Origin of the sequence: Arthrobacter sp. 1088 (genome assembly GCF_031455315.1) — a bacterium.
Classification (GTDB): Bacteria; Actinomycetota; Actinomycetes; order Actinomycetales; family Micrococcaceae; genus Arthrobacter.
This window is the reverse complement of record NZ_JAVDSM010000002.1, coordinates 254782-276281: the sequence shown is the minus strand read 5'-3', so window position 1 is coordinate 276281 and position 21500 is coordinate 254782. Positions and strand designations below refer to the sequence as shown.

Here is a 21500-nt window from a genome sequence, read left to right as displayed (position 1 = left end):
ACAATGGAACGTTTCAGGAGCTTATCGCTGACACCTAAATCGGTCAACCGGTTGACAAGATTGAGGAGTTAGGCTTCCATAAGCCGCCGAGGTCGTCCTAAGGTGTGTGGTCCTGGGGACTCCACGCGTCCTGCCAGTCGATGACGGGCTGCTGGCCTTCGAACCGGACCTCGAGCCACACGTGACGGGCAGATGAGGTGTCGGGAGCTCCTGCCTTAACGAACGCGTCAATCTCCGGGTCGGGTGTTCCGCCCGTGAACTGGGCTTCTGTTGCATCCCACGAGCGCCGGATCATGTCGTCAGGCATGTCGGGGAGCCACCGATCGGCAAGCGCGATGTGACGTCCATTGTCGAGGGTGAAGACAGAGGATATTTGCGAGTGGAAAGATGTGCCCGTCGAATCGTTTCTGTGCGGGTCCCCCAGAACTGTCCAAGGTCCGTGGTAATCGTCGGCGACTGCGATTTCGGAGCGGTTGGGGAAGTACCAACTGGTACCTGACGTGATGAGGTAATGGCGGCCCTCATGGCGAAAATAGGCAGGCGCTTCCCTGACGAACGGAGGATGCGGGTGCGGGAAATGGGAGCTGTAAGTCCCCGTCACATTCGTCAAGTCGTCGGTCAGGTCTGCGCAGATGAGTTCGGAATGAACCCGTTCAAAGAAGTAATAGCCTCGTCCGGTTTCAGGGTCGATGACCAAGTCAAAGTCGCCGGCACTCATCCCTAAAGGTTCGAATCCTTGTTGCACGAGTCTGTAGGGTCCCTCGAAGCGCTCAGCCTGGTAGACCCAGGAGCGCTGCTTGCCGTCTGCATGCATCACTTTCATCCAGCAAACGAAGTTTCCAGTAGTGGGGTGACGAACGATGTGGGGTCGGTCCATCATGGATTCCGGATGCAGCGGAGAGTCAGGAACATCCGGCTCCGCCGGAATGATGGTTCCGAGATCGTGCCAGGTCAGTAGGTCGGAGGAGCGGTACGCCCTGACCCCGCTGTGCCATCGTCCCGTGGCTGGCGTTGACTGGGATTTATCCTCGCCGTACCAGTAGTACTGCCTATCAACTGCGAGGATGGAGCCACCATGGATGTGGATCCGCTTGCCTTCGGCGTCGTGCATGATTTCGCCGGGGCGGATGCTGGGTGTCATGGGAGTCACGCCTTGTCTGTGAGATGTTGGTAAGGATGCATGTGTGCGGTTGGCATTAGCCGGCGTAGAAGGACCTGTTCCTACCGTCTATCAGTGCGTCTGAATCTATGTGTATCGTGCTCTTCAACCGGATGTCAGCGGACGAAGCACCGACCAGGATGTCCACATCGCCCGCTTCGACCTTCCATTGCATCGCAGCATCGAGGAAGGCCAGTTGAGACGTCTTAAGGTGAAAGTCCACGCGGGTTTTCTGTCCCGCTTCCAAAGTCACCCTGCGGAAGCCGGCGAGTTCCAAAACGGGGCGGGACATGGAAGCAAATCTGTCACTCACGTAAATCTGCACGACTTCAGTCCCTGCCCGATCGCCTGTGTTGGTGAGGGAGAAGGAAACATCGAACCCGTCGCTGGCCAGAATGTGATCCTTGGACACTGAGAGTTCCGAGTAGTCGAAGGTGGTGTAGGACAGCCCGTGTCCGAAGACATACCGCGGAGTGTGAGGTGAGTCGACGTAGTCCGGAAATCCTATGCTTTCTCCTTGGTGCCAGGAGGATCCGTGGGGATGGTTGTAGTAGACCGGGACCTGGCCGGCGTTCCGGGCAATGCTGACTGGAAGTCGGCCGCTGGGAGATTGTTCGCCAATCAAGACGTCAACGATCGCTTCCGCGCCCCCTTCGGCAGGGCTCCATGCTTCCAGGAGTGCTGACAAGTACTTGTCTGCTGCGTCACTGGAAACCGGGCGGCCATCCAAATGGATTCCGATCATGGGCTTTTCCAGTTGCGCCAGTTTCACAATGAGCTGTTCCTGGCAGGCCGGAAGGTTGATGTTCGTTGCGTCTATTCCTTCACCCATCGAAGCAATGGATGCCGTGCCGTGCTTGCCTCCGAGCGTCAAAAGTACGACGTCGGCTTCAGCCGCCAGCGCTAAGGCTTCCTCGTGCCCGGATTCGTCAGCACCTGCGATGGGGTACCCGTAGGCCCACTCCACCTCTGTCCCGGGCATCCGCTCAACGAGCTCATCCATGAGGCTGCGGATGTGTGGCTTCTGATACTGCAGCAATTCCTCGAATACAGCGCCGTCAGAAGCCTCGATCGTCGTCCCGGGAACGGTATCGCGGATAGTCCTGAGGGCATCGCCGCTGGTGGCCAGTCCGGCCATTGAAGCGTTGGCGGCAAGCTTTCCTTCTGCCATTGAATAATGGGTGTAGCCGCCAAAGAAAAACCTTGCGGTGGTGGCGTGGCAGCCGATGACAGCCAGTTTCCTCACGTTTGGTGGCCGCAAGGGGAGGGCGCCATCATTGCTGAGCAGGACAAGCGACTCCCGTGCTGATTGGAGGGAAACTGCCGTGTCAGAGGCCACGTTAAATGAGGCGTCCCGCTCGTCAGGGTCGGGGGCGAATGGATGCTCGAAAAGACCCATGCGGAATTTTGCTTGAAGCACTTGCTGCACTGCCCGGTCCAGCAAAGCAATGTCGGCGCGTCCCTCTGCAAACCACGTCCTGAGTTCCGGGCCCAAGCCTTGGGGTACGTGGAGCTCAGCATCCAGGCCTGCGCGCAAAGCGGCCAGCCCGGCCTCCGCGGGGGACTGTGCGACACGCTGTACGGAGTGCAGATTGCCCACGGCGCCATAGTCGGAGACGACCAGGCCGTCGAAACCCATTTGTTCCCTCAAGACTGTTCTAAGGAGTCTGACGGACGCTGTGACTGGTTCCCCGCCTACGGAGTTGTACGAAGGCATCACTCCCCTCAATCCGGCTTCTGAAATAGCAGCCTGGAAGGGCTTGGCGTAAATCTCCATGAGGGTGCGTTCCGGCACGTTGCAGTGGGCGCCGTGGATCCCGCCCTCTGTGTGATGTGAACCGACGAAGTGCTTTGCTACCGCCTCTGTTCGCCGACCGGCCAGGTCCTGGCCCTGCAACCCCTGCGTGTAAGCGACGCCTAGTGCGGAGGCCAGAGCCGGATCTTCACCGTAGGTTTCGCCTTGTCGGCCCATTCGTGGGTCGCGTGAGATGTCCAGAACAGGTGCCAGCGTGTGGGTGATGCCGACAGCACGTTCCTGTTTGCCTACGATCTGGCCGATCCTGCGTTCTACATCCACGTTCCACCCTGCCGCCCGCGCCAGACCGGAGGGAAAGCTGGTGGTTCCGGGCAGGTATGCGCCACAGAGCCCTTCCATGTGGAAGATCGCGGGGATACCGTGCCGTGAACGCTCCATCGCTTCGGTTTGTATCCGCCGTTGGAACGCGGTCACTTCATCCAGCGATCGCGCCGAACGGGCCTCAAGGCAGGACACTTGGCCAATTCCGAAGGGAAAACGCTCGGCAAAGTCGGCAGTGCTGGTGATGTCCGTGGGGAAGTAGCAGGAAACCTGGGCCAGCTTTTGGTCAAGGTTCAGTTCCTGAAGAAGCAGGTTTGCGCGGTCTTCAGGGGCTTTCGCGGTGTCCAGCCAGGGTTTTATGACGTGTGCGCTCATGGAAGTCCTCAATCCAGCAGTCGTTCAACCGGTTGAGGGAAATTCGCGTGCCCAACCGGACAGCGGGGGTCTCCCCGCCGTGCCGGACGACAGGGCGCCGGACTTCAAAGTGAAACGCTGCACTCGCGTGCAACGTTATACGTCAGGTTATCGAGCCATTCTCCAGAAGGCAATGGAAATGCGGCCTGCGTTTGAATTACAGACATTAACGGCCCGAGGTGCGGTGGCATGGTGACCACCGCACCTCCGGGAAGGTTTCAGCGCTTGACGGCGTCCAGCTTGAGCATCTTGGCGATGACGCCGTCCAGTTCGGAGTCGTCGAAGATCTTCTTCCAGTCGTCCTTGATGATGGTGTCCTTGCCGTATTGGATCGCGATTTCGCAGGCTTCGGAGAAGGGGTTGGACCCGCGCAGGGCGTTGGTGAGTGCGATCTGGACGTGGCCGAACAGCATGGCCTTGGCGGCTTCCTCGGGAACCCCGGCTGTGTGGACGGTCTCGTGCAGTGCTTCGTTGAGCAGGGTGCCGATCATGCAGGCCACGGTTTCCACCAGGGTGGGTTCCAGGATGGCGAGCTGCTTGACGGTGACCCAGTGAACGTCGATCACGGGTGCGTAAATGGTGCGGATGACCGCTTCGGCTACGTCGCGGGTGGTGCTGGGTGCGTCGTCGTCGATGGCCGCTACGACGTTCTGCGGGGCCCCCTGGCCGCCGAAGGTATCGGCCCATTCTTCCTTGGTGGTGCGCTCCAGGAACACCGACGGGTGGCACGGGTGGGCAACAGCCTGGACAACGTCGTCTCGCTTGGCCAGCAGTCCTGCGTACGCGGCGGCCGGGTCAAGGGTCAGGAGGATCGCGCCGGCCTTCATCTGCGGGACGACGCCCTCGGAGACGATGCCCAGGACGGTGTCCGGGACGGCGAGGATGACGACGTCGGCGGACTTGACGGCGTCGTCGGTCGCCGTGATCTCGCGGCCTTCGGCGCGGACGCGCTCCTGGCCGGCGGGGGAGTTCTCGCTGTAGAAGACGGTGTGGCTGGACTTCTGGAGGTTGCGGGAAACGCGCATCCCCATTTTGCCACCGGCTCCGATAACCGCGACGGTCAATTGTTCTGCTGACATTTCACTTGCTCCTTAGGAAATCGAGGCTTTGTTGGGTCCACTGGTTTTCGAGGCGGATGGTCTCCGCTTCGGTGTCCTGCCATGGCAGCCAGTGTTCGACGATCTGGTTGATGTTTCTTTCTTTGGGCTGGATCTTTTCGACCATGTAGTCGTAGTCGAGAAGGCCCTCGCCCAGGGGTGCGCCCGAGTACGTGAACCCGACCCATCCCTGTTTGCGGCTGAACGCAAAGTCTTTGATGTGCATATTCAGGACGTAAGGCCCGACGGCGTCAATCACCTGCCGCGGCATCTCCAGCGCCGCCACGGTATTGGCGGGGTCGCTGCAAATGCCGAGATACGGGCTGTTGACGCGGCGGACGACGTCCAGGATCCGTTCCGTGGGGACCTGTTCATAGGTCTCGACGGCGATCCTCACCCCGGCTGCCTCAAACTCGGGCAGCACCTCGGTAAAGATCGCCACGGCTTCCTCGTTGTCCGGGGTGTGGCCGGGAACGTTGAACATGGTCCGCAAAAGGTCCGAGCCCAGCACCCGGGCGATATGCAGGAACCTGCGCAGGTGCTCCGGGCGGATGCCCTTCGTCCCCACTTCCAGGGTGATTCCCAGTTGGTCTGCCGTACGGCGGACGGCGGCGAGGTCGGCGTCGTCCATGTCTTCCAGCGGCGCGTAATCGCAGATCTGGAACAGGTCCACGCCCAGGTCCGCGGCCTTCCGCAGGGCGTCATGGATGCTCAGCGGTTCACTGACCTGGTCCGAGAGCTGCCAAAAGAACGCGTAGCTGCTGAGTCCAATCCTGCTCATGCCGCCACCGCCCTATCCGCGGCGAGCCGTGCGGCTGTCTCGTCCAGGATGGTCTTCAGCGCTTGCGGATCGTGCGCGAAGCGGCCCAGGAACAAGCCCGCGACGGCGGTGTCCAGTTCCGTGATCAGGCCCGGTCCGGCGCTGCCGCCGTAGATGACCCGGCTGTTTTCCTGGCCCGGCAGCGAGCGGAGGTGCTCGTCCAGGCCACGAACCACGGCGCTGATGTAGTCCGGTGTTGCAGGTTCCGGTGCTCCGATGGCCCACTGCGGTTCGTAGGCCACGATGGTCCTGTTTGTGGGGCCAAGGGTTGCGGCACGGTTGAGCGCGGCGTCGATCTCTGCCGTGCAGTGGGCAACGGCTTCCTCGGGGGAGCCGGCGTTCAGTTCGCCCACGCAGAGCACGGGCGTGAGGCCATTGCGGTAGGCAGCTGCAGTCTTCAGGCCGATCACACGATCGTCCTCGCCGAAGATCCTGCGGCGTTCCGCGTGTCCAACCTCGACGTACCTGCCACCGAGCTCTGCAACGGTCTTGCCGCCGACCTCCCCGGTGTACGCGCCTTCGTCTTCCCAGAAGATGTCCTGCGCTCCCGTTCCAACGCCGGCTTGCCCCAGGATCCGGGCCGCTTCGGGCAGGACCGGCAGGGTGGGCAGCACGAATACTTCGATGTCGCCGCTCACCACGGCCGGGTGCTTGAAAGCGATGGTGGCGACATCGCGGCAATAGTCCACGGAGCGCTGGTAGCCGAAATACATCTTCAGGCTCACGCCGATGACCGCCATGGATTTCACCCCGGGGTTGTTAGCAGGAAGTGACACCCTCGTAGTCCTTAATTAGTGTGACCTTCTCGGCCGAGGCAGAGGTTTCGTCGAAGGTGTACGTGAGCCATTCCTTGGCGAGGCGGCGGGCGAGTTCCAGCCCAACCACGCGCTGTCCGAAGGTGAGGACCTGTGCATTGTTCGAAAGGACCGAGCGTTCCACGGAGAAGGAATCGTGGGCGGTGACGGCGCGGATGCCGGGAACCTTGTTCGCTGCGATCGCGACGCCGAGGCCGGTGCCGCAGACCAGGAGCGCTCGGTCGGCCTTGCCGGCGGCGATCAATTCAGCCGCTGCGATGGCCACGGACGGGTACGGAGTGTGGCTTGACGCGTCGACGCCGACGTCAGTCACGGATTCCACCAAACCGTTGGCTTCCAAGTCGGCCTTGAGGGCCTCCTTGTACTCGAATCCGGCGTCGTCCGATCCTATGACCAAGCGCAGTTTGGTGCTCATGCTGTTTCCTTTACTGAGATCTTCCCGGCGGTGTTCCCGGCGAGGGTGTTGTGGATAGCCCGGACGATCAAAGCCATGGAGACGGCTCCGGCGTCGGGAGTTCCAAGGCTCTTTTCCGCGTGCGGGCGGGCGCGGCCCATGAGGGGCAGCAGGTTCGCTGTCGCCTCGGCCGACTGCTCGGCGATGGTGGCGGCGATGCCCCACGCTTCGGTGAGGGACTGGCCGTGGTGGACACCCTCGCTGAGTGAGTCGCGGAACGGGACCAGGACGTCAACCATGGTCTTGTCGCCCACCTTGGCCTTGCCGAAGTTCATGATCGCGGCTGCGGCGTCGGCCACACCGGTGGCGACAGCACCGGCGTCGGGCGCGTTGACATCACCCAAGGCGTCACCAACCGCCCGCAAGGCCATGCCCCAGAGGGCGCCGGAGGTGCCACCGGCTTTGTCTGCCCAGGCATCACCGGCCAGGTTCAGGACGGTTCCGGCACCGGCACCGCGTTCGACGGCGTCTGCCGCGGTTTCCACGGCGGCCCGGACTCCGCGTTCCATGCCGATGCCGTGGTCGCCGTCGCCGGCGATCGCATCGATCCTGCCCAGTTCGTCCACGCTTGAGTCAATGACTGCCTTCGCGGCACCAAGTGCCGCAAGGATACGGACTGCTGCATCACGGGAGACCACGGAGGCAACTGGGATGGAACGCTCCGCCACGTCGTTGCCGGCGGCGAGTTGTGCGGCGTCGAGCGGTGTTGCTGTGACCGCACCGCGGCGGAAAGCCGGGGCATCGGCGGGCGCAAGCCACAACGCCTCCAGCTCCGCGTCCAACCAGAACAACGTCAGGGACGTCCCGGCCATGTCGAAACTGGTGACGAGCTCGCCCACCTGTGGGTCCACGGCTTGGATGCCTGCCTCGGCCAGGAGTTGGGCCACGCGGCGGTAGACCACGAACAGTTCCTCGTACTTAACGCTGCCCAGGCCGTTGAGAATAGGTACGACGCGTGCTCCGCGGACGGTGAGGCCATCCGGGATTTCGGCGAGGAGGTCCTTGACCAGCAGTTCGGCGAGTTCATCCGCGGTCGGGACGTCAGTTTCGGCAATACCGGGTTCGCCATGGATGCCCATTCCCACGGCCATACGCCCCTCGGGAACTGTGAAGAGCGGGTGGTCCGCGCCCGGCAACGTGCAGCCGGTGAACGCGACACCGAAGGAACGGGTGCGGTCGTTGGCCCGTTCGGCAATCTCCACCACGGCATCCATGGAGTAGCCCGCTTCGGCGGCCGCTGCCGCCACTTTGAAGACCGTGAGGTCGCCGGCGATGCCCCGGCGCTTGTGCCGTTCGGCCAAGGGCGCGCTGGAAATGTCATCGGTGACGGCGATGCTCCTGCAGTCGATGCCTTCGGCGCGGAGCTTGTCCTGGGCCTGGGTGAAGTGCAGGACATCGCCGGCGTAGTTGCCGTAGCCGAGCAGGATGCCGCCGCCGTTGTCCGCGGCTTTGGCTACGTTGTAGACCTGCTGGGCGGAAGGGGACGCGAAGAGGTTGCCCATCGCTGCACCGTGGGCCATCCCCTGGCCAACCAAGCCAGCGAACGCCGGGTAGTGACCGGAGCCGCCCCCGATCACCAAGGACACGGAGCCCGGGATACTGCGGGTGCTTCGGCCGACGCCACCGGGGACACGCCGGACCCAGCGGCCGTGCGATGCGACGAAGCCTTCGATCATTTCGTCAGCGAAAGCTGATGGCTCGTTGAAGAGGCGGGTCATGGGGTATCTCCTGCGCTGTACTAAAGGTGTGAGGTGTGGTGGTTGTGCCCTCCCTGCTGGAAGGGCACAACCTGCTGCTTGGCGCGGTTACGGCTCCGCGTGGTGGCCGGCACCTGCGGGGTCCAGGGCCTCGGCGGGGATGCCGTCGCTGGACCTACGCTGGCGGCTGAGGGTGACCATGAGGATCGAGGAGAGCAACATGAAGCCTCCGACGACGAACATGGGTACCGAGTAGCCGCCGGTCAGGTCCTTGAGCCAGCCCGTGATGTATCCGGCGCTGAAACCTGCCAGGTTGCCCACCGTGTTGATCAGTGCGATGCCTGCGGCGGCCGCTGCACCTGTAAGGAACTGGGTGGGAACCGTCCAGAAGTTGGGCAGTGCCGCGAAGATGGACATGGCCGTGATGGTGATGACGGCAATCGTTGCCGCGGGGGATCCGGCGAACAGCGCCAGCGGGATGCTGACACCGCCAATGAGGGCCGGAAGGGCGATGTGCCAGGTCTTCACGCCGCGCTTTGTGGCGTCCTTGGACCAGAAGTACAGGGCGAACGCTGCCGGCAGGTACGGGATCGCTGTGATCAGGCCCTTCTGGAAGACATCGAACTTGGTGCCGTAGAGGCCTTCGAAGCCGGCGATGATGGTCGGCAGGAAGAAGCCCAGGGCGTACAGGCCGTAGATGAATCCGAAGTAGATCAGGGAGAGCATCCAGACGCGGCCGTTGCCGAAGACGGTGCGGACGCTGACGTGCTTGTTGCTTGCGGCGGTCTGGGCCTTTTCCTTTTCCAGGGCGCCGGTCAGCCAGGTCTTTTCCTCGGATGTCAGCCACTTGGCCTTGGCGGGGGAGTCCGCCAGGTAGAACCAGGCGATGATGCCGATGACGATTGCCGGAATGGCTACACCGAAGAACATGAAGCGCCAGCCCTCGAGGCCGAAGAACACGCCGTGCTGCTGGATCAAAGCTCCGGCAAGGGGAGCGCCGATCACAGTGGTGAGGGGCTGTGCCAAGTAGAAGAGGGCAAGGATCTTGCTGCGGTGCTTGGACGGAACCCAGAGGCTCAGGAAGAGGATGGCGCCGGGAAAGAAGCCGGCTTCGGCAACACCCAGGATGAAACGCAGGATGTACAGCTGCTCAACGTTGCCTACCCAGGTAAAAAGCAGGGACACGATGCCCCAGCTGACCATGATGCGTGCCAGCCAGCGGCGGGCGCCGAATTTGTGGAGGGCCAGGTTGCTGGGGACTTCGAGAAGGATGTAGCCGATGAAGAAGACTCCGGATGCGAAGCCGAACTGGGCCGCAGAGAGTGCCAAATCGTTGTTCATACCGTTGGGGCCGGCAAAGGAGATGGCCGTCCGGTCAAGGTAGTTGATGAAGAACATCAGGGCGACGAACGGCACCAGCCTGATTGCCACCTTCTTGATTGCGGATTTTTCGACCACCGATTGTGTGGTGTCCACATTGACTCCTAGATGTTGGTATCCCTGCGGATCCTGCACTGGATGCGCCGGGCTGACTCATGTCATGCCGGTGGGGATCCGGCGATGGCGAAGCTTGTGAGTTAAACCATAGGGCGTTCGAGGCAAATTGGTCAACCGGTTGACCTCAAGTATTTGTTCCGGATCCCCAAACGCTCAATTGGTCATCCGGTTGTTACGCTGAGAGCATGTCAGCGAACACCGCCGCAGCAGCGGCACACATGACGGCAGCGCTTGCCCCCATGGAGCAGGGCTCCGTTGTGTCCGAAGTTGCAGAAAGGCTGCTCGCCTACTTCACGAGTGGTGACATCGCACCGGGAACCCGCCTTCCGGCGGAGCGGAATCTGGCTGCTTCCTTGGGGGTTGGGCGTTCAGCGATCCGCGAGGCCCTCGCCGCGTTGGAGATCCTCGGTATCGTCATCGTGCGCCCAGGTTCGGGAACGTACCTGCGCGACGGCGTCTCCGAACTTTTGCCCCGGACGCTGAGTTGGGGACTGATGCTGGGTGAGCCGCGTACCCGCGAGCTGGTTGAGTTGCGCAGCGGCCTGGAAGTTCAAGCTGTCGAGCTTGCCGCGCTTAGGGTTACTGACGAGGCGCTTGAGCGCATGCAGACCGACCTGGACGTCATGGCCAAGAACCTCGATGACCTCGCAGCATTCGTTGAAGCAGATGCGGCCTTCCACCGCGAAATTGCGGCCGCCTCCGGCAACATGGTCCTGGAGGAGCTCCTCCAGAGCATTCGCTCGCTGCTGCGGATCTGGGTGGACCGTGCCCTGACCGACGAAGGTCACGCTGAAGCCGCGCTCCGCGAACACACTGCGATCTTCGAGGCATTGCGTTCCAGGGACGCGTCAGCAGTATCCGAAACGATGCGTTCCCACATGGCTACGGCATCACGGCGCCTTCTCGCCGGATTCGACGCCGCGCAGTAAGGCACCGCGCGATTCGCGCCAAACGCCGCGGGCTTTTGATTCCGGCAATGGTCTTACGCAGTGGCTTCCGAGACCGGGTGGGTGACCTTTCGTTACTTCCCGGTCATGTTGCGCTCATCACATCTATTTGCTTCCCTCGACCTGTGCGCTGGATCCTTGCATGACCTAGTTTTTTTAGCGCTTGTCAGAGCGTGCCCAATGGAGGACACAATTTATGACTAACGTTCTTTGGTTTTCTGAGCTTGGCTTGTCCGACCTTGACCAGGTTGGCGGCAAAAATGCATCGCTTGGGGAAATGGTCCGGAATCTCGCCTCTGCCGGGGTGAAGGTTCCAGGCGGTTTCGCGACGACGGCGGACGCTTACCGGCGTTTTCTGGCGGACTCGGGGTTGGATGCCCGGATTGAAAGCATTCTTGAGGGTTTGGACAGTGGCGATGTGGCCGCGTTGGCCAAGGCCGGCCAGGAAATCCGGACCCTGATCCGTGAGACGCCGTTTCCGGCCGGTTTCGAAGAGGACATCCGGACGGCTTATGAGCGACTGACCCAGGAGCATGGTGGGGATGTGTCGTGGGCGGTACGTTCCAGTGCCACGGCTGAGGACCTTCCGGATGCGTCGTTTGCAGGGCAGCAGGAGACGTTCTTGAACATCCGCGGCATCGGGAACATCCTGCTGGCCATTAAGGATGTGTTCGCTTCCCTGTACAACGATCGCGCAATCGCCTATCGCGTACATCACGGCTTCACGCATTCGGAAGTGGCGCTTTCGGCCGGTGTGCAGCGGATGGTGCGTTCCGACGTCGGTGCCTCCGGCGTCATGTTCACGATGGACACCGAAACCGGCTTCAGGGACGCTGTCTTCATCACGTCCTCGTATGGGCTGGGGGAGGCCGTGGTCCAGGGGGCTGTGAACCCTGATGAGTTCTATGTCTACAAGCCCGCTTTGGCAGCTGGACGCCCGGCGGTGCTCAAGCGCGGCTTGGGGGAAAAAGCCGTGCAGATGGTCTACACGGATTCGGACGAAGTTGGCCGGACGATTGACTTCGTCCCGGTGGCGCAGGATCTGCGGAACCGTTTCAGCCTGACCGATGCTGAGGTTGAACAGCTCGCCCGGCACGCGGTAGCAATCGAGGAGCACTACGGCCGCCCGATGGATATTGAGTGGGGCAAGGACGGTGTGGACGGGGAGCTTTACATTCTTCAGGCCCGTCCGGAAACCGTAGAGTCCCGAAAAGCCGCGGGGACCACTTCCCGGTACACGCTCACTGAGCGGTCCACGGTGTTGGTGGAGGGCCGGGCGATCGGTCAGCGGATCGGTGCCGGGCAGGTGCGGGTGCTGTCCTCGATCGACCAGATGGCCTCGTTCCAGGAAGGCGATGTTCTGGTGGCGAACATGACGGACCCGGACTGGGAACCGATCATGAAGAAGGCCGCCGCGATTGTCACGGACAGAGGCGGCCGGACCTGCCACGCCGCCATCATTGCCCGGGAACTGGGTATTCCAGCCGTTGTTGGTACCGGATACGCGTCCCAGATCCTCAAGGACGGAACTCCGGTCACCGTTAGTTGCGCGGAGGGCGAGGCTGGGCTCGTCTATGAAGGTTTGCTGGAGTACTCGCTGCACGAAACCAGCCTGGAGACCATGCCGGAAGCTCCGGTGAAGATCATGATGAACGTGGGAACCCCGGAACAGGCGTTCAGTTTCGCCAAGCTCCCCAACCACGGTGTGGGCCTGGCCCGCTTGGAGTTCATCATCAACCGGCAGATCGGTGTCCATCCCAACGCCCTGTTGGCTGTGGCTGGTGAGATCGAGCGCCCGGCGACTCTGGATGACTACACCATCCGGCAAATCCAGGAAAAAACAGCCGCCTACGACGGTCCCCGCGACTACTACATCCGGCGCCTGGCCGAAGGCATCGCCACCATCGCGGCGGCTTTCGCCCCCGAACCGGTCATCATCAGGCTCTCGGATTTCAAGTCCAACGAGTACGCCAACCTGATCGGTGGTCCGGCGTTCGAGCCGGAGGAGGAAAACCCGATGATCGGGTACCGCGGCGCGTCCCGGTACCTGTCGGCGTCCTTCCGGCAGGCGTTCGAACTCGAATGCGAAGCCCTGAAGTACGTGCGCAACGAGATGGGCCTGTCCAACATCAAGTTGATGGTCCCGTTCGTACGGACCCTGGACGAGGCCCGTGGCGTCACCGAACTGCTCGCCGCCAATGGGCTGCGGCGCGGAGAGGACGGGCTGGAGATCGTGATGATGTGCGAATTGCCGGCCAACGCCCTCCTTGCCGATGAGTTCCTGGAGTACTTCGACGGCTTCTCCATCGGGTCAAACGACCTCACCCAGCTCACCCTGGGCCTGGATCGCGACTCTGCCCTGGTTGCCGAAGGCTTCGATGAACGGAATCCCGCCGTGACCAAGCTGCTGGAGATGGCGATCACGGCGTGCCGCGCCAAGGGCCGCTACGTCGGGATCTGTGGCCAGGGCCCCAGTGACCACCCGGACTTTGCCGAGTGGCTGCTCGGGCAGGGCATCAGCTCGATTTCGCTCAACCCCGACGCCGTGACCGAAACCTGGCTGCGTCTGGCCCGCACCACCAGCACCACGGTCTAAATGGCAGACCACCAAACCGTGGGGGCGGGCTCCCCGCCCGCCCCCACGGTGTTCTTCCTCTCGGACAGCACCGGAATCACCGCTGAAACGCTCGGCAATACGCTGCTGACCCAGTTCCCCGGCCAGCGGCTGGAACGGCGGACCATCCCGTTCATCACCACCATCCAGCAAGCGCGTGAGGTGGTGGCGCTGATCGACCGGGTGGCGGCCACAGGTCCTGTTCCGATCATCTTTTCCACCGCCGTGGGGCAGGACATCCGTGCGGTACTCTCCCAGAGCCGCGGGCAATTCTTCGACTTGTTCGGTACGCATATAGGGCAACTCGAACAAGTCCTCGGTGCGCAGGCCAACGGCAAGCCCGGCCAGGCTCACGGCGTGGGCGATGCCGTCCGCTATCAATCCCGCATGGCCGCGGTGGAATATGCCATAGAGCACGACGACGGCCAGTCGCTCCGGGCGCTTGAACGCGCCGAATTGATACTCATTGCCCCTTCGCGGTGCGGGAAAACTCCCACCACCATGTACCTTGCTTTGCAGCACGGCATCCTCGCCGCCAACTTCCCGCTGGTGGAGGAAGACTTTGACAACATGGTGCTCCCGAAGCCCTTGTTGCCTTTCGCGAGCAAGTGTTTCGGGCTGACCTCCCAGCCCGTCCGGCTCAGCCAAATCCGGCAGGAACGCCGCCCGGGCAGTAACTACGCGTCCCTGAACCAGTGCACCTTTGAGCTGCGCAACGCTGAGGACATGTACCGGGCCAATGACATTCCCTACGTCAACTCCGCATCCATGTCCGTGGAAGAGATATCTGCCACGGTGCTCCAACGAATGCAGCTGCATCACTGATGGCCTGTCGTTGTCTCGCAACCCACAGGGGATGTCGATCATGAAGATCGGGAGGCACGCTCTTGGGCCGGAAGGTCAATGAGGGTTAGGTGTCTTCGGCCAGGTCCTGGACGTCGAAGGTCTCGCGCGCCTGTTCGATGAGGGGCATGTGCTTTGCAGCCCACTCCAGGAGCACATCGATGGGGTAACGAAGTGTCTTGCCTAAAGGTGTGATGCGGTACTCGATCGCGACGGGGCGCGAGCTAAGCAGTTCGCGTTCGATAATGCCGTTTCGTTCGAGGCGACGCAGCGTCGCCGTCAGGGACTTCTGCGACACCGACGGGATGGCCCGTCGCAGTTCGCTGAACCGGCAAGGCCGCTCGCAGAGTTCGTTGAGCACGCTCAATGACCACTTGTCGAGAACTTGATCGAGCAATTCCCGATGGGGCGTGCTGATCTCCAGACGGTCATCGTGGCTAGTGGTATCCGGCATGAAACCTGGTCTCGTTGAAGTGTCCTGCATCTACCAGGTATCAAAGATATACCAACGTTTACCTCTTTCCCAAGGAGTCTCATGCCTGTTCACCGTTTCAGCCCGGAAGGCCTGATGCAGCCCACCCCCTACCACCACGTCGCCGTCGGCACCGGCACCCGTCACGTTCACGTCGCGGGCCAGATCTCGCGCCTGGCTGATGCTACGCCCGTCGCTCCGGACGACCTGGCCGGCCAGGTCGCCCAGGCCCTCCGCAATACCGCGACCGCGCTGGCCGGCGCCGGGGCGAGCTTCGACGACGTCGTGCGTTTGACGTTCTACGTCACCGCCTGGGCTCCGGAGAAAATCAGCGCTTTCATGGAAGGTATCGAAAGTGTCGCTGCGGAGATCGGACTGCCCTCGCCGATGCCACCGTCCTCGCTGATCGGCGTCGAGTATCTGTTCGAACCGGATGTGCTCGTCGAAGTTGAAGCAACCGCGGTACTGGATTAGCAACGCCACCAGGGGTTTATACGCCACTCCTAAAGAGCCCTCAGCGCTTCAACCACCAAATCGTGATACCGGTGGGGGCCAAGCCCACTCAGCGGGAAAACGAGTACTACAGTTGATGTATGGCTGCCAGCCGCAATCCGCTCGATGACCTGCGCGAAACCATCGGCCATCTGGCCAATCAGCTCAAGTTGCCCGGTTCCGAACGCGTCGACGACCTCGTGGGCGATCTCATCGGTGCAAGGCCCGGGCCGGCCCGGCCGCTGTCCGAGGTGCAGGCCGAACTCGACGCGCTGGTTGGACTGCAGACGGTGAAGGAACAGGTGCGGGCCCTGGTCGCACTGCTCCAGGTCCAAGCCCGTCGTAAGGCGCACGGTCTGCCGGAGGTGGCCACATCCCAGCATCTGGTGTTTCTCGGAAACCCGGGCACAGGCAAGACCACCGTGGCGAGGCTCCTGGCCGAGATGTACCGCGCGGTCGGGCTGCTGCAGAAAGGACACTTGGTCGAGGTCGACCGTTCGGGCCTGGTGGGGCAGTACGTCGGGGCGACCGCCATCAAGACGGACCGGGTGATCCGGCGTGCGTTGGACGGTGTCCTGTTCATCGACGAGGCCTACGCGCTGGCCCCGGAGGACGGCCGGATGGATTTCGGCCCTGAGGCGATCGAGGTCCTGCTCAAGCGGATGGAGGACCACCGCCACCGCCTGGTGGTGATCGTGGCCGGCTACCCGCGGCTGATGGAATCCTTCTTGCTCTCGAACCCTGGACTGCGCTCCCGGTTCGCCCGGGAGATTACGTTCCCGGACTACTCCGTGGACGAGCTCGATACGATCTTCCACCAGATGCTTGCCCAGCACGAGTACACGCTGGAGCCGGGTGCGGACCAGGTGCTGCGGCGCATCCTCACCGGACTCCACGCGGGCGAGGACTCCGGCAACGCGCGGTTTGCACGCACGCTGTTCGAGCAGGCGCTCAACCGCCAGGCGCTTCGGCTCTCGCTCGATGAAGAACAAAGTCTCGACGCCCTCGATCGTGAGGCCGTCATGACGCTCACCGCGGACGACATCGCCGAGGCCGCGCTGGCCTTGGGTGAGGAGCCGGAGCCGGAGACGGAAGCGACGCCGGAACGGGAACAGTCACGCTGGTGGCGCTGGCTGGTCTGACGTAGAGACCTTCTCCAGGCGTCGGGCTCGGGCTCGAGGCGGTGGCACGCCGCCGGAAGCCTTTCAGTCACGGCAGTCGGGCCAGATTTGATGGCTCGTTTCCTGAATGCCAAAACCACGGGATTCGGATCGCAGCCCAGTCGCGGGGGGAGTCCGCCACGCGGTCGCCTTACATGTGACACCGCTCGACACTTTGACCGGCGAGCTTCCCTTGGGGGCTCCGCCAAAGGTAGGGGTGGCTGTTATGCGCTTCATGGCTCCTCCTGCATCCTGCTGGTTCAACCATGCTTCAGCTGGATCAAGAGTTACCCCGGTTTTGCGCAGCTTAGGCAAAGTTTATCGACAGGAAAAAGTGCGACGGCGGTACTTGCCGAGTGCCGCCGTCGCACAATTCCTGTTACTTAAGCCAGGACGTCACCGTTTCCTGGTGCGCGTCGACCCACTTTTTGGCTGCGGCTTCCGGGCTCATGCCGCCCTGAATATCCGTGGCGACTGAATTCTGGTCATCGTTGGTCCATTTGAAGCCCTTGGCCAGTTTGGCTGCCGGTGAGCCGCTGTCCGCAAACTTCTTGGAAATGATCTTGTTGAGTGTATAGGTCGGGTAGTCGCAGGCCACCTTTTCTGCGTCAGCATCGCAGCCCTCGGTCCAGGCCGGCAGGGAGACCTTCTTGAGGGGAATCTGGGACAGGAACCACTGCGGTTCGTAGAAGTAGCCCAGCAGCGGCGTCTTGTTTTGCTCCGCCGTCCGGAATGACTGTATAAGGGCAGCCTCCGAGCCGGAGAACACCACTTTGTAATCCAGGTTCAGGTTCTTCACCAGTGCTTCGTCGTTCGTGACGAAAGCGGGGTCGCCGTCGAGGATCTGGCCCTTTCCGCCGGACTCGGAGGTGGTGAACATCGACGCGTACTTGTTCAGGTTCTTCCCGTCCGTGATGTCCGGGTACTTCTCTGCCATCCATGGTGGTACGTACCAGCCGATGTGGCCTTCGTTGCCGGTGGGTCCGGCGTCTACAGCCACCTTCTGATCCGTAATGTACTGCTTGGTGAGGTCAGCATGACCCCAGTTTTCCATGATGACGTCCACCTCGCCGGAGGCGAAACCCTGCCAGGAAATCTGTTCGTTGAGGTCCTTCTGCACCACAGTGCAACCAAGCTGGTTTTTCGCTACGTAGCTGTACACGGCGGCATTGGCCGTATAGCCGACCCAGGCGTTCATCGCGACACTAACAGCTCCGCAGGGTGCATCCGAGGCACCTGCGGGTGCGGCGGCCACCTGGTTCACGGAAGCACCCCCGCAGCCTGTCAGCAGCAAAGCAGCCGCGGCGACTCCTGCCATCAGGGGGATAGTTCGTTTCAACAGCGGTCCGGCTTTTTTCATTGTTGGGTCTCCTTGTTGGGGGGTGGGAGTATGGCGGGAATGGTTGTTCATTGGAGTGACCAGGTTCAGGGGGTCTTGGCCGCGGCAATTTTCCGCAGCGGGGTTGCTGCCGCAGCCTGGGTCATCCTGTCGAGCAGGATGCCGAGGAACACGATGGCAAGGCCTGCGGCCAGGCCCTTGCCGAACAGTGAACTTTGGACAAAGCCGGCGACGACGTCGTACCCGAGTCCGCCTGCACCGACCAGGGCACCCACGACCACCATGGCAAGGACGTAGATCAGCCCTTGGTTGGCAGCGAGTGCCAGGGACTTCCTGGCCATCGGCAACTGGACCTTGGTAATGACCTGCCAAGGCGTTGAGCCGCTGGAAATGGCAGCTTCAAGGACAGTGGGTGAGATTGCTGCGATGCCATCGGCAGTGATTTTGATGGCGACAGGAGCTGCGTAGATGATGCCTGCGATGATCGCCGTGAAACGGGTAGCGCCGAAGAGTCCCAGGAACGGAACAAGATAAACGAACGCGGGCATCGTCTGGCCGGCGTCCAGAATTGGCCGAAGGACTTGGTCTACCCTTTCGGAACGGCCCATCGCGACACCGAAGACCACACCAAGGACCATGACAAGCGCGGTGGCCACCAGCGTTCCGGCGAGGGTGACCATGGAATCGCTCCAGAGGCCAAGGTAGATGATGACACCAAGGCAGGCGGTGGTTACGGCGGCGAGCTTCCAACCGCCCAATGCGTAAGCGGCCAGGGCAATGACGCCCACGAGGATGTAGAAAGGGGTGTCTGTGAGCAGGGACTGGAACGGGTTCAGGATTCCAGTGGTGACCGATTCACGCAGGGACACTGTGAACAGGGACAGGTTGCTCTGCATCCACTGGCTTGCCGAGCTCACCGCCTGGACAATCGCCGGGCCGATGTTGAAGTCCTTCGGGAAAGCCGCGGCCCACAATGAGCTCCTGGACAACTGGACCATGACCAGGGCCAGGCCCAGCGTGACACCCAGGACTATGTATCGGTTCCTGCGCGAGATCCGGCCGTTCCGGGCAGCGCCCGGTTCCGCCCGGCGGCTGGCTGCAGTGGTTACCCGGTCCAGCACGATCGCGAGCAGGACGATGGAGAGGCCGGCATTTACTGCAGTTCCGACGTCGAGCGATTGCAGCGCGCGGACAACGACCTGGCCAAGTCCTGGAGCGGCGATCAGTGCCGCAATAGTGACCATGGACAGAGCCGCCATGGTGCTTTGGTTGATTCCCATGACAACTGTGCGCCTGGCCATGGGAAGCTGCAGGGTAAGCAGCCGCTGCAGGCCCGTGGTGCCCAGCGAGTCCGAGGCTTCCCGGGTGTTCTCCGGGATGCTTCGGATACCGTGGGCCGTGAGGCGGATTACCGGAGGCGCGGCGTAGATGACGGTGGCAATGACGGCCGAGGCCGGGCCGATGAGGAAGATGAGCGCCAAGGGGGCCAGGTAGACGAATGTGGGCAGCGTCTGCATGAAGTCCAGTACCGGCGTGATCACTGTGGCAACCCGGCTGGAGACACCGGCGAGGATACCGAGCGGGATCCCAATCAGGAGTGTCAGCAGCACAGCGGTAAGAACCAAGGCGAACGTGTAGGTGGCCTCAATGAACAGACCCTGGATGCCGAAGAAGGTAAAGACGGATACGGTCAGAAGAGCCACGCGGACGTTCCCGACGGCGAACGCAATCCAGCCAAGTAGTCCTACAGTTCCTAGCCAGCCAATTTCAGGCAGCCGCAGGCCGGTGGAACTCGCCGCAAAGAGCGTGATGAAGAGGTTGGCGACGTTGTCCACCACGGCCCGCAGTGGTGTGAAGATATACAGGAAGACGGGGTTGTCGGCCCGGTTGGCCGCAACCCAGGCGTTGAACTGGTTGAGTGAGCGGTGCAGATCCGTCAACTCGGAGGCAGGCAAAGTCAGGGTGGACGTCCCGTGCAGGATCAGAAAGCCCAGGATCCAGATGACGCCCGCGCCAACCAGCAGCATGGTGCGGCGACTGGGCAGGCGGCGCGGTTCCTTAACAGGGGAGGAGGCTGGCTGGATCTTTTCCTGATCCCGGACAAGCGTAGTCATCAGGCCGCTGCTTCCGCTGGCTGCAGCACAGAGAGGATGCTGTCACGGTCGATCTGCCCGATGATCCTGCCTGCTTCATCCTCCACGAGGACGGGGCAGGAGGAATGCATCACGGTTGTTATGGCGTCCCGGATGATCATGCCGGAACTGAGGACCGGAGCATCCAGAGGCGTTCCATCCATCAAGGGACGCATAATCCACTTCAAGGTCAGGACGTCCGCGCGGGGAACTTCGGACACAAAATCCTGAATGTACTTATCTGCCGGAGATCCCACCAACTCATCCCCGGTGCCGCACTGGACCATCTCGCCATTGCGCATGATCAGGATGCGGTCCCCGAGCTTGAGTGCCTCGGAAAGGTCATGGGTGACGAACACCATGGTCTTCCCCATTTCCTTGTGGAGCCGGATCACCTCGGCCTGCATGTCACGCCTGATGAGGGGATCCAATGCAGAGAAGGGCTCGTCGAAAAGGATGGTGTCCGGGTCGCCTGCCAAAGCCCGGCCAAGGCCGACACGCTGCTGCATACCGCCGGACAGCTGGTCCGGATAGTGCTGTTCGTACCCCTTCAGGCCGACCAGTTCAATGATTTCCCGAGCCCGGCCGTAGCGCTCGTTCTTAGCCGCCCCGCGGATTTGCAGCCCGTAGGATACGTTGTCCAAAACCGTCCGGTGAGGCAGGAGTCCGAAGTGCTGGAACACCATGGACATCTTCCGCCGGCGAAGTTCCCGCAGCTCCCCAACGCCTGCCTGCAGGACGTCCTTGCCGTCCACCATTACCTGCCCTGAAGTGGGTTCAATAAGCCGGGTGAGGCAGCGGACAAGGGTTGATTTGCCGGATCCCGAGAGACCCATAACGACGAAGACCTCACCCTTTGCGACGTCGAAACTTAGGTTGCGGACGGCCGCTACGCAGCCTGAGGCTGCCAACAGTTCAGCAGAGCTAAGGGACGAAAGCCGGGGATCACCAGGGATCTTTTCACCAGCGGGGCCAAAGACTTTCCAGAGGTTCCGTACTGAGATGTCGGGGCTGTTCATTGCTGTACTCCTGCTTATGGCGGCTCGAACCAATGGCCGGGCTTTGAGTGGATGTCTTGCTGCTTGCCTTTTCGCCGAAGTCCCCCACTGAGCTTGGGGAAAGCTGGGGGATACGCCGGTGGAGGCAGCGCTCTCAACGCCATGCTCCAGACGCCCGCGGGCAAATCCTTGCGCGATGTCGCGAGGGCACTGTAAATCTTCTTCGCTGCGAACGGACTTGATCTGCATGTTGCTGGTTGTGCATGCATCAACATCACCCGTAATACGCAACAGTGATGTATCTCACTCCACCTGTCAAGGTTTGGAAATAAATAAAAACGATGGCCAACAGCCACCGTGGGCGACGCTTGCGCCATCCCAACGATTGGCGGGTTGGGCGCTGGACCACGTCAACGGAAGGGTCACCGTGAGCGAAGCTGCTTTGTGACGGTGCCATCGAGTCGTATGACGGC

Annotated in this window: 17 protein-coding genes; 5 read left to right on the top strand and 12 right to left on the bottom strand. The window is 61.9% G+C overall.

Annotation, left to right across the window (positions count from 1 at the left end; translation table 11 throughout):
- Positions 1–97: 97 nt before the first annotated feature.
- From J2Y41_RS04200 to J2Y41_RS04165, 8 genes are all read right to left on the bottom strand, one after another.
- Positions 98–1141, bottom strand: a complete 1044-nt coding sequence (locus J2Y41_RS04200; RefSeq protein ID WP_309926404.1) for a family 43 glycosylhydrolase — start codon at positions 1139–1141, stop codon at positions 98–100.
- Positions 1142–1196: 55 nt separating this feature from the next.
- Positions 1197–3611, bottom strand: a complete 2415-nt coding sequence (locus tag J2Y41_RS04195; protein WP_309926400.1) for a glycoside hydrolase family 3 N-terminal domain-containing protein — start codon at positions 3609–3611, stop codon at positions 1197–1199.
- Positions 3612–3868: 257 nt separating this feature from the next.
- Positions 3869–4729 (bottom strand): phosphogluconate dehydrogenase C-terminal domain-containing protein, encoded by an 861-nt coding sequence (locus J2Y41_RS04190; protein ID WP_309926398.1) that lies wholly within the window; start codon positions 4727–4729, stop codon positions 3869–3871.
- A gap of 1 nt (position 4730) precedes the next feature.
- Positions 4731–5528, bottom strand: coding sequence for a sugar phosphate isomerase/epimerase family protein (locus J2Y41_RS04185; RefSeq protein ID WP_309926396.1), 798 nt, complete (start codon positions 5526–5528; stop codon positions 4731–4733).
- Complete coding sequence (locus J2Y41_RS04180; RefSeq protein ID WP_396133438.1) at positions 5525–6343, bottom strand: triose-phosphate isomerase family protein; 819 nt, start codon at positions 6341–6343, stop codon at positions 5525–5527. The genes J2Y41_RS04185 and J2Y41_RS04180 overlap by 4 nt, the downstream gene beginning before the upstream one ends.
- A complete protein-coding gene (locus J2Y41_RS04175; protein ID WP_224090067.1) occupies positions 6327–6797 on the bottom strand; it encodes a ribose-5-phosphate isomerase in 471 nt (156 codons plus the stop codon). The genes J2Y41_RS04180 and J2Y41_RS04175 overlap by 17 nt, the downstream gene beginning before the upstream one ends.
- Positions 6794–8554 carry a dihydroxyacetone kinase family protein gene (locus tag J2Y41_RS04170; protein WP_309926393.1) on the bottom strand — a complete coding sequence of 587 codons (1761 nt, stop codon included), beginning with the start codon at positions 8552–8554 and terminating at the stop codon, positions 6794–6796. The genes J2Y41_RS04175 and J2Y41_RS04170 overlap by 4 nt, the downstream gene beginning before the upstream one ends.
- Positions 8555–8641: 87 nt before the next feature.
- Positions 8642–10009 (bottom strand): MFS transporter, encoded by a 1368-nt coding sequence (locus tag J2Y41_RS04165; protein ID WP_309926391.1) that lies wholly within the window; start codon positions 10007–10009, stop codon positions 8642–8644.
- 206 nt (positions 10010–10215) lie between these two features.
- Between J2Y41_RS04165 and J2Y41_RS04160 the strand changes: the two genes are divergently transcribed.
- From J2Y41_RS04160 to J2Y41_RS04150, 3 genes are all read left to right on the top strand, one after another.
- On the top strand, positions 10216–10959 hold the full coding sequence (locus J2Y41_RS04160) for a FadR/GntR family transcriptional regulator (protein ID WP_224164277.1): 744 nt from the start codon (positions 10216–10218) through the stop codon (positions 10957–10959).
- Positions 10960–11173: 214 nt separating this feature from the next.
- Positions 11174–13573 carry a phosphoenolpyruvate synthase gene (gene ppsA / locus J2Y41_RS04155; RefSeq protein WP_309926389.1) on the top strand — a complete coding sequence of 800 codons (2400 nt, stop codon included), beginning with the start codon at positions 11174–11176 and terminating at the stop codon, positions 13571–13573.
- Positions 13574–14416, top strand: coding sequence for a pyruvate, water dikinase regulatory protein (locus J2Y41_RS04150; protein ID WP_309926387.1), 843 nt, complete (start codon positions 13574–13576; stop codon positions 14414–14416). It abuts the gene before it with no gap.
- Positions 14417–14501: 85 nt separating this feature from the next.
- On the opposite strand, the gene J2Y41_RS04145 is transcribed toward J2Y41_RS04150, so the two are convergent.
- Entirely contained in the window at positions 14502–14888 is a 387-nt protein-coding gene (locus tag J2Y41_RS04145; protein WP_224090072.1) for a helix-turn-helix domain-containing protein, read from the bottom strand.
- 81 nt (positions 14889–14969) lie between these two features.
- On the opposite strand from J2Y41_RS04145, the gene J2Y41_RS04140 reads away from it, so the two are divergent.
- Together J2Y41_RS04140 and J2Y41_RS04135 are read left to right on the top strand one after the other, a co-directional pair.
- Positions 14970–15380: a Rid family hydrolase gene (locus J2Y41_RS04140; RefSeq protein WP_309926385.1), complete on the top strand. Its 411-nt coding sequence runs from the start codon at positions 14970–14972 to the stop codon at positions 15378–15380.
- 119 nt (positions 15381–15499) lie between these two features.
- Complete coding sequence (locus tag J2Y41_RS04135) at positions 15500–16540, top strand: AAA family ATPase (RefSeq protein WP_309926382.1); 1041 nt, start codon at positions 15500–15502, stop codon at positions 16538–16540.
- 397 nt (positions 16541–16937) lie between these two features.
- Here J2Y41_RS04135 and J2Y41_RS04130 read toward each other — a convergent pair whose 3' ends face one another.
- The 3 genes from J2Y41_RS04130 to J2Y41_RS04120 form a co-directional block, all read right to left on the bottom strand.
- Positions 16938–17918 (bottom strand): ABC transporter substrate-binding protein, encoded by a 981-nt coding sequence (locus tag J2Y41_RS04130; RefSeq protein WP_309926380.1) that lies wholly within the window; start codon positions 17916–17918, stop codon positions 16938–16940.
- A gap of 65 nt (positions 17919–17983) precedes the next feature.
- A complete protein-coding gene (locus J2Y41_RS04125) occupies positions 17984–20011 on the bottom strand; it encodes an ABC transporter permease subunit (RefSeq protein WP_309926378.1) in 2028 nt (675 codons plus the stop codon).
- Positions 20011–21048 (bottom strand): glycine betaine/L-proline ABC transporter ATP-binding protein, encoded by a 1038-nt coding sequence (locus tag J2Y41_RS04120; RefSeq protein WP_309926374.1) that lies wholly within the window; start codon positions 21046–21048, stop codon positions 20011–20013. The genes J2Y41_RS04125 and J2Y41_RS04120 overlap by 1 nt, the downstream gene beginning before the upstream one ends.
- Positions 21049–21500: the final 452 nt, after the last annotated feature.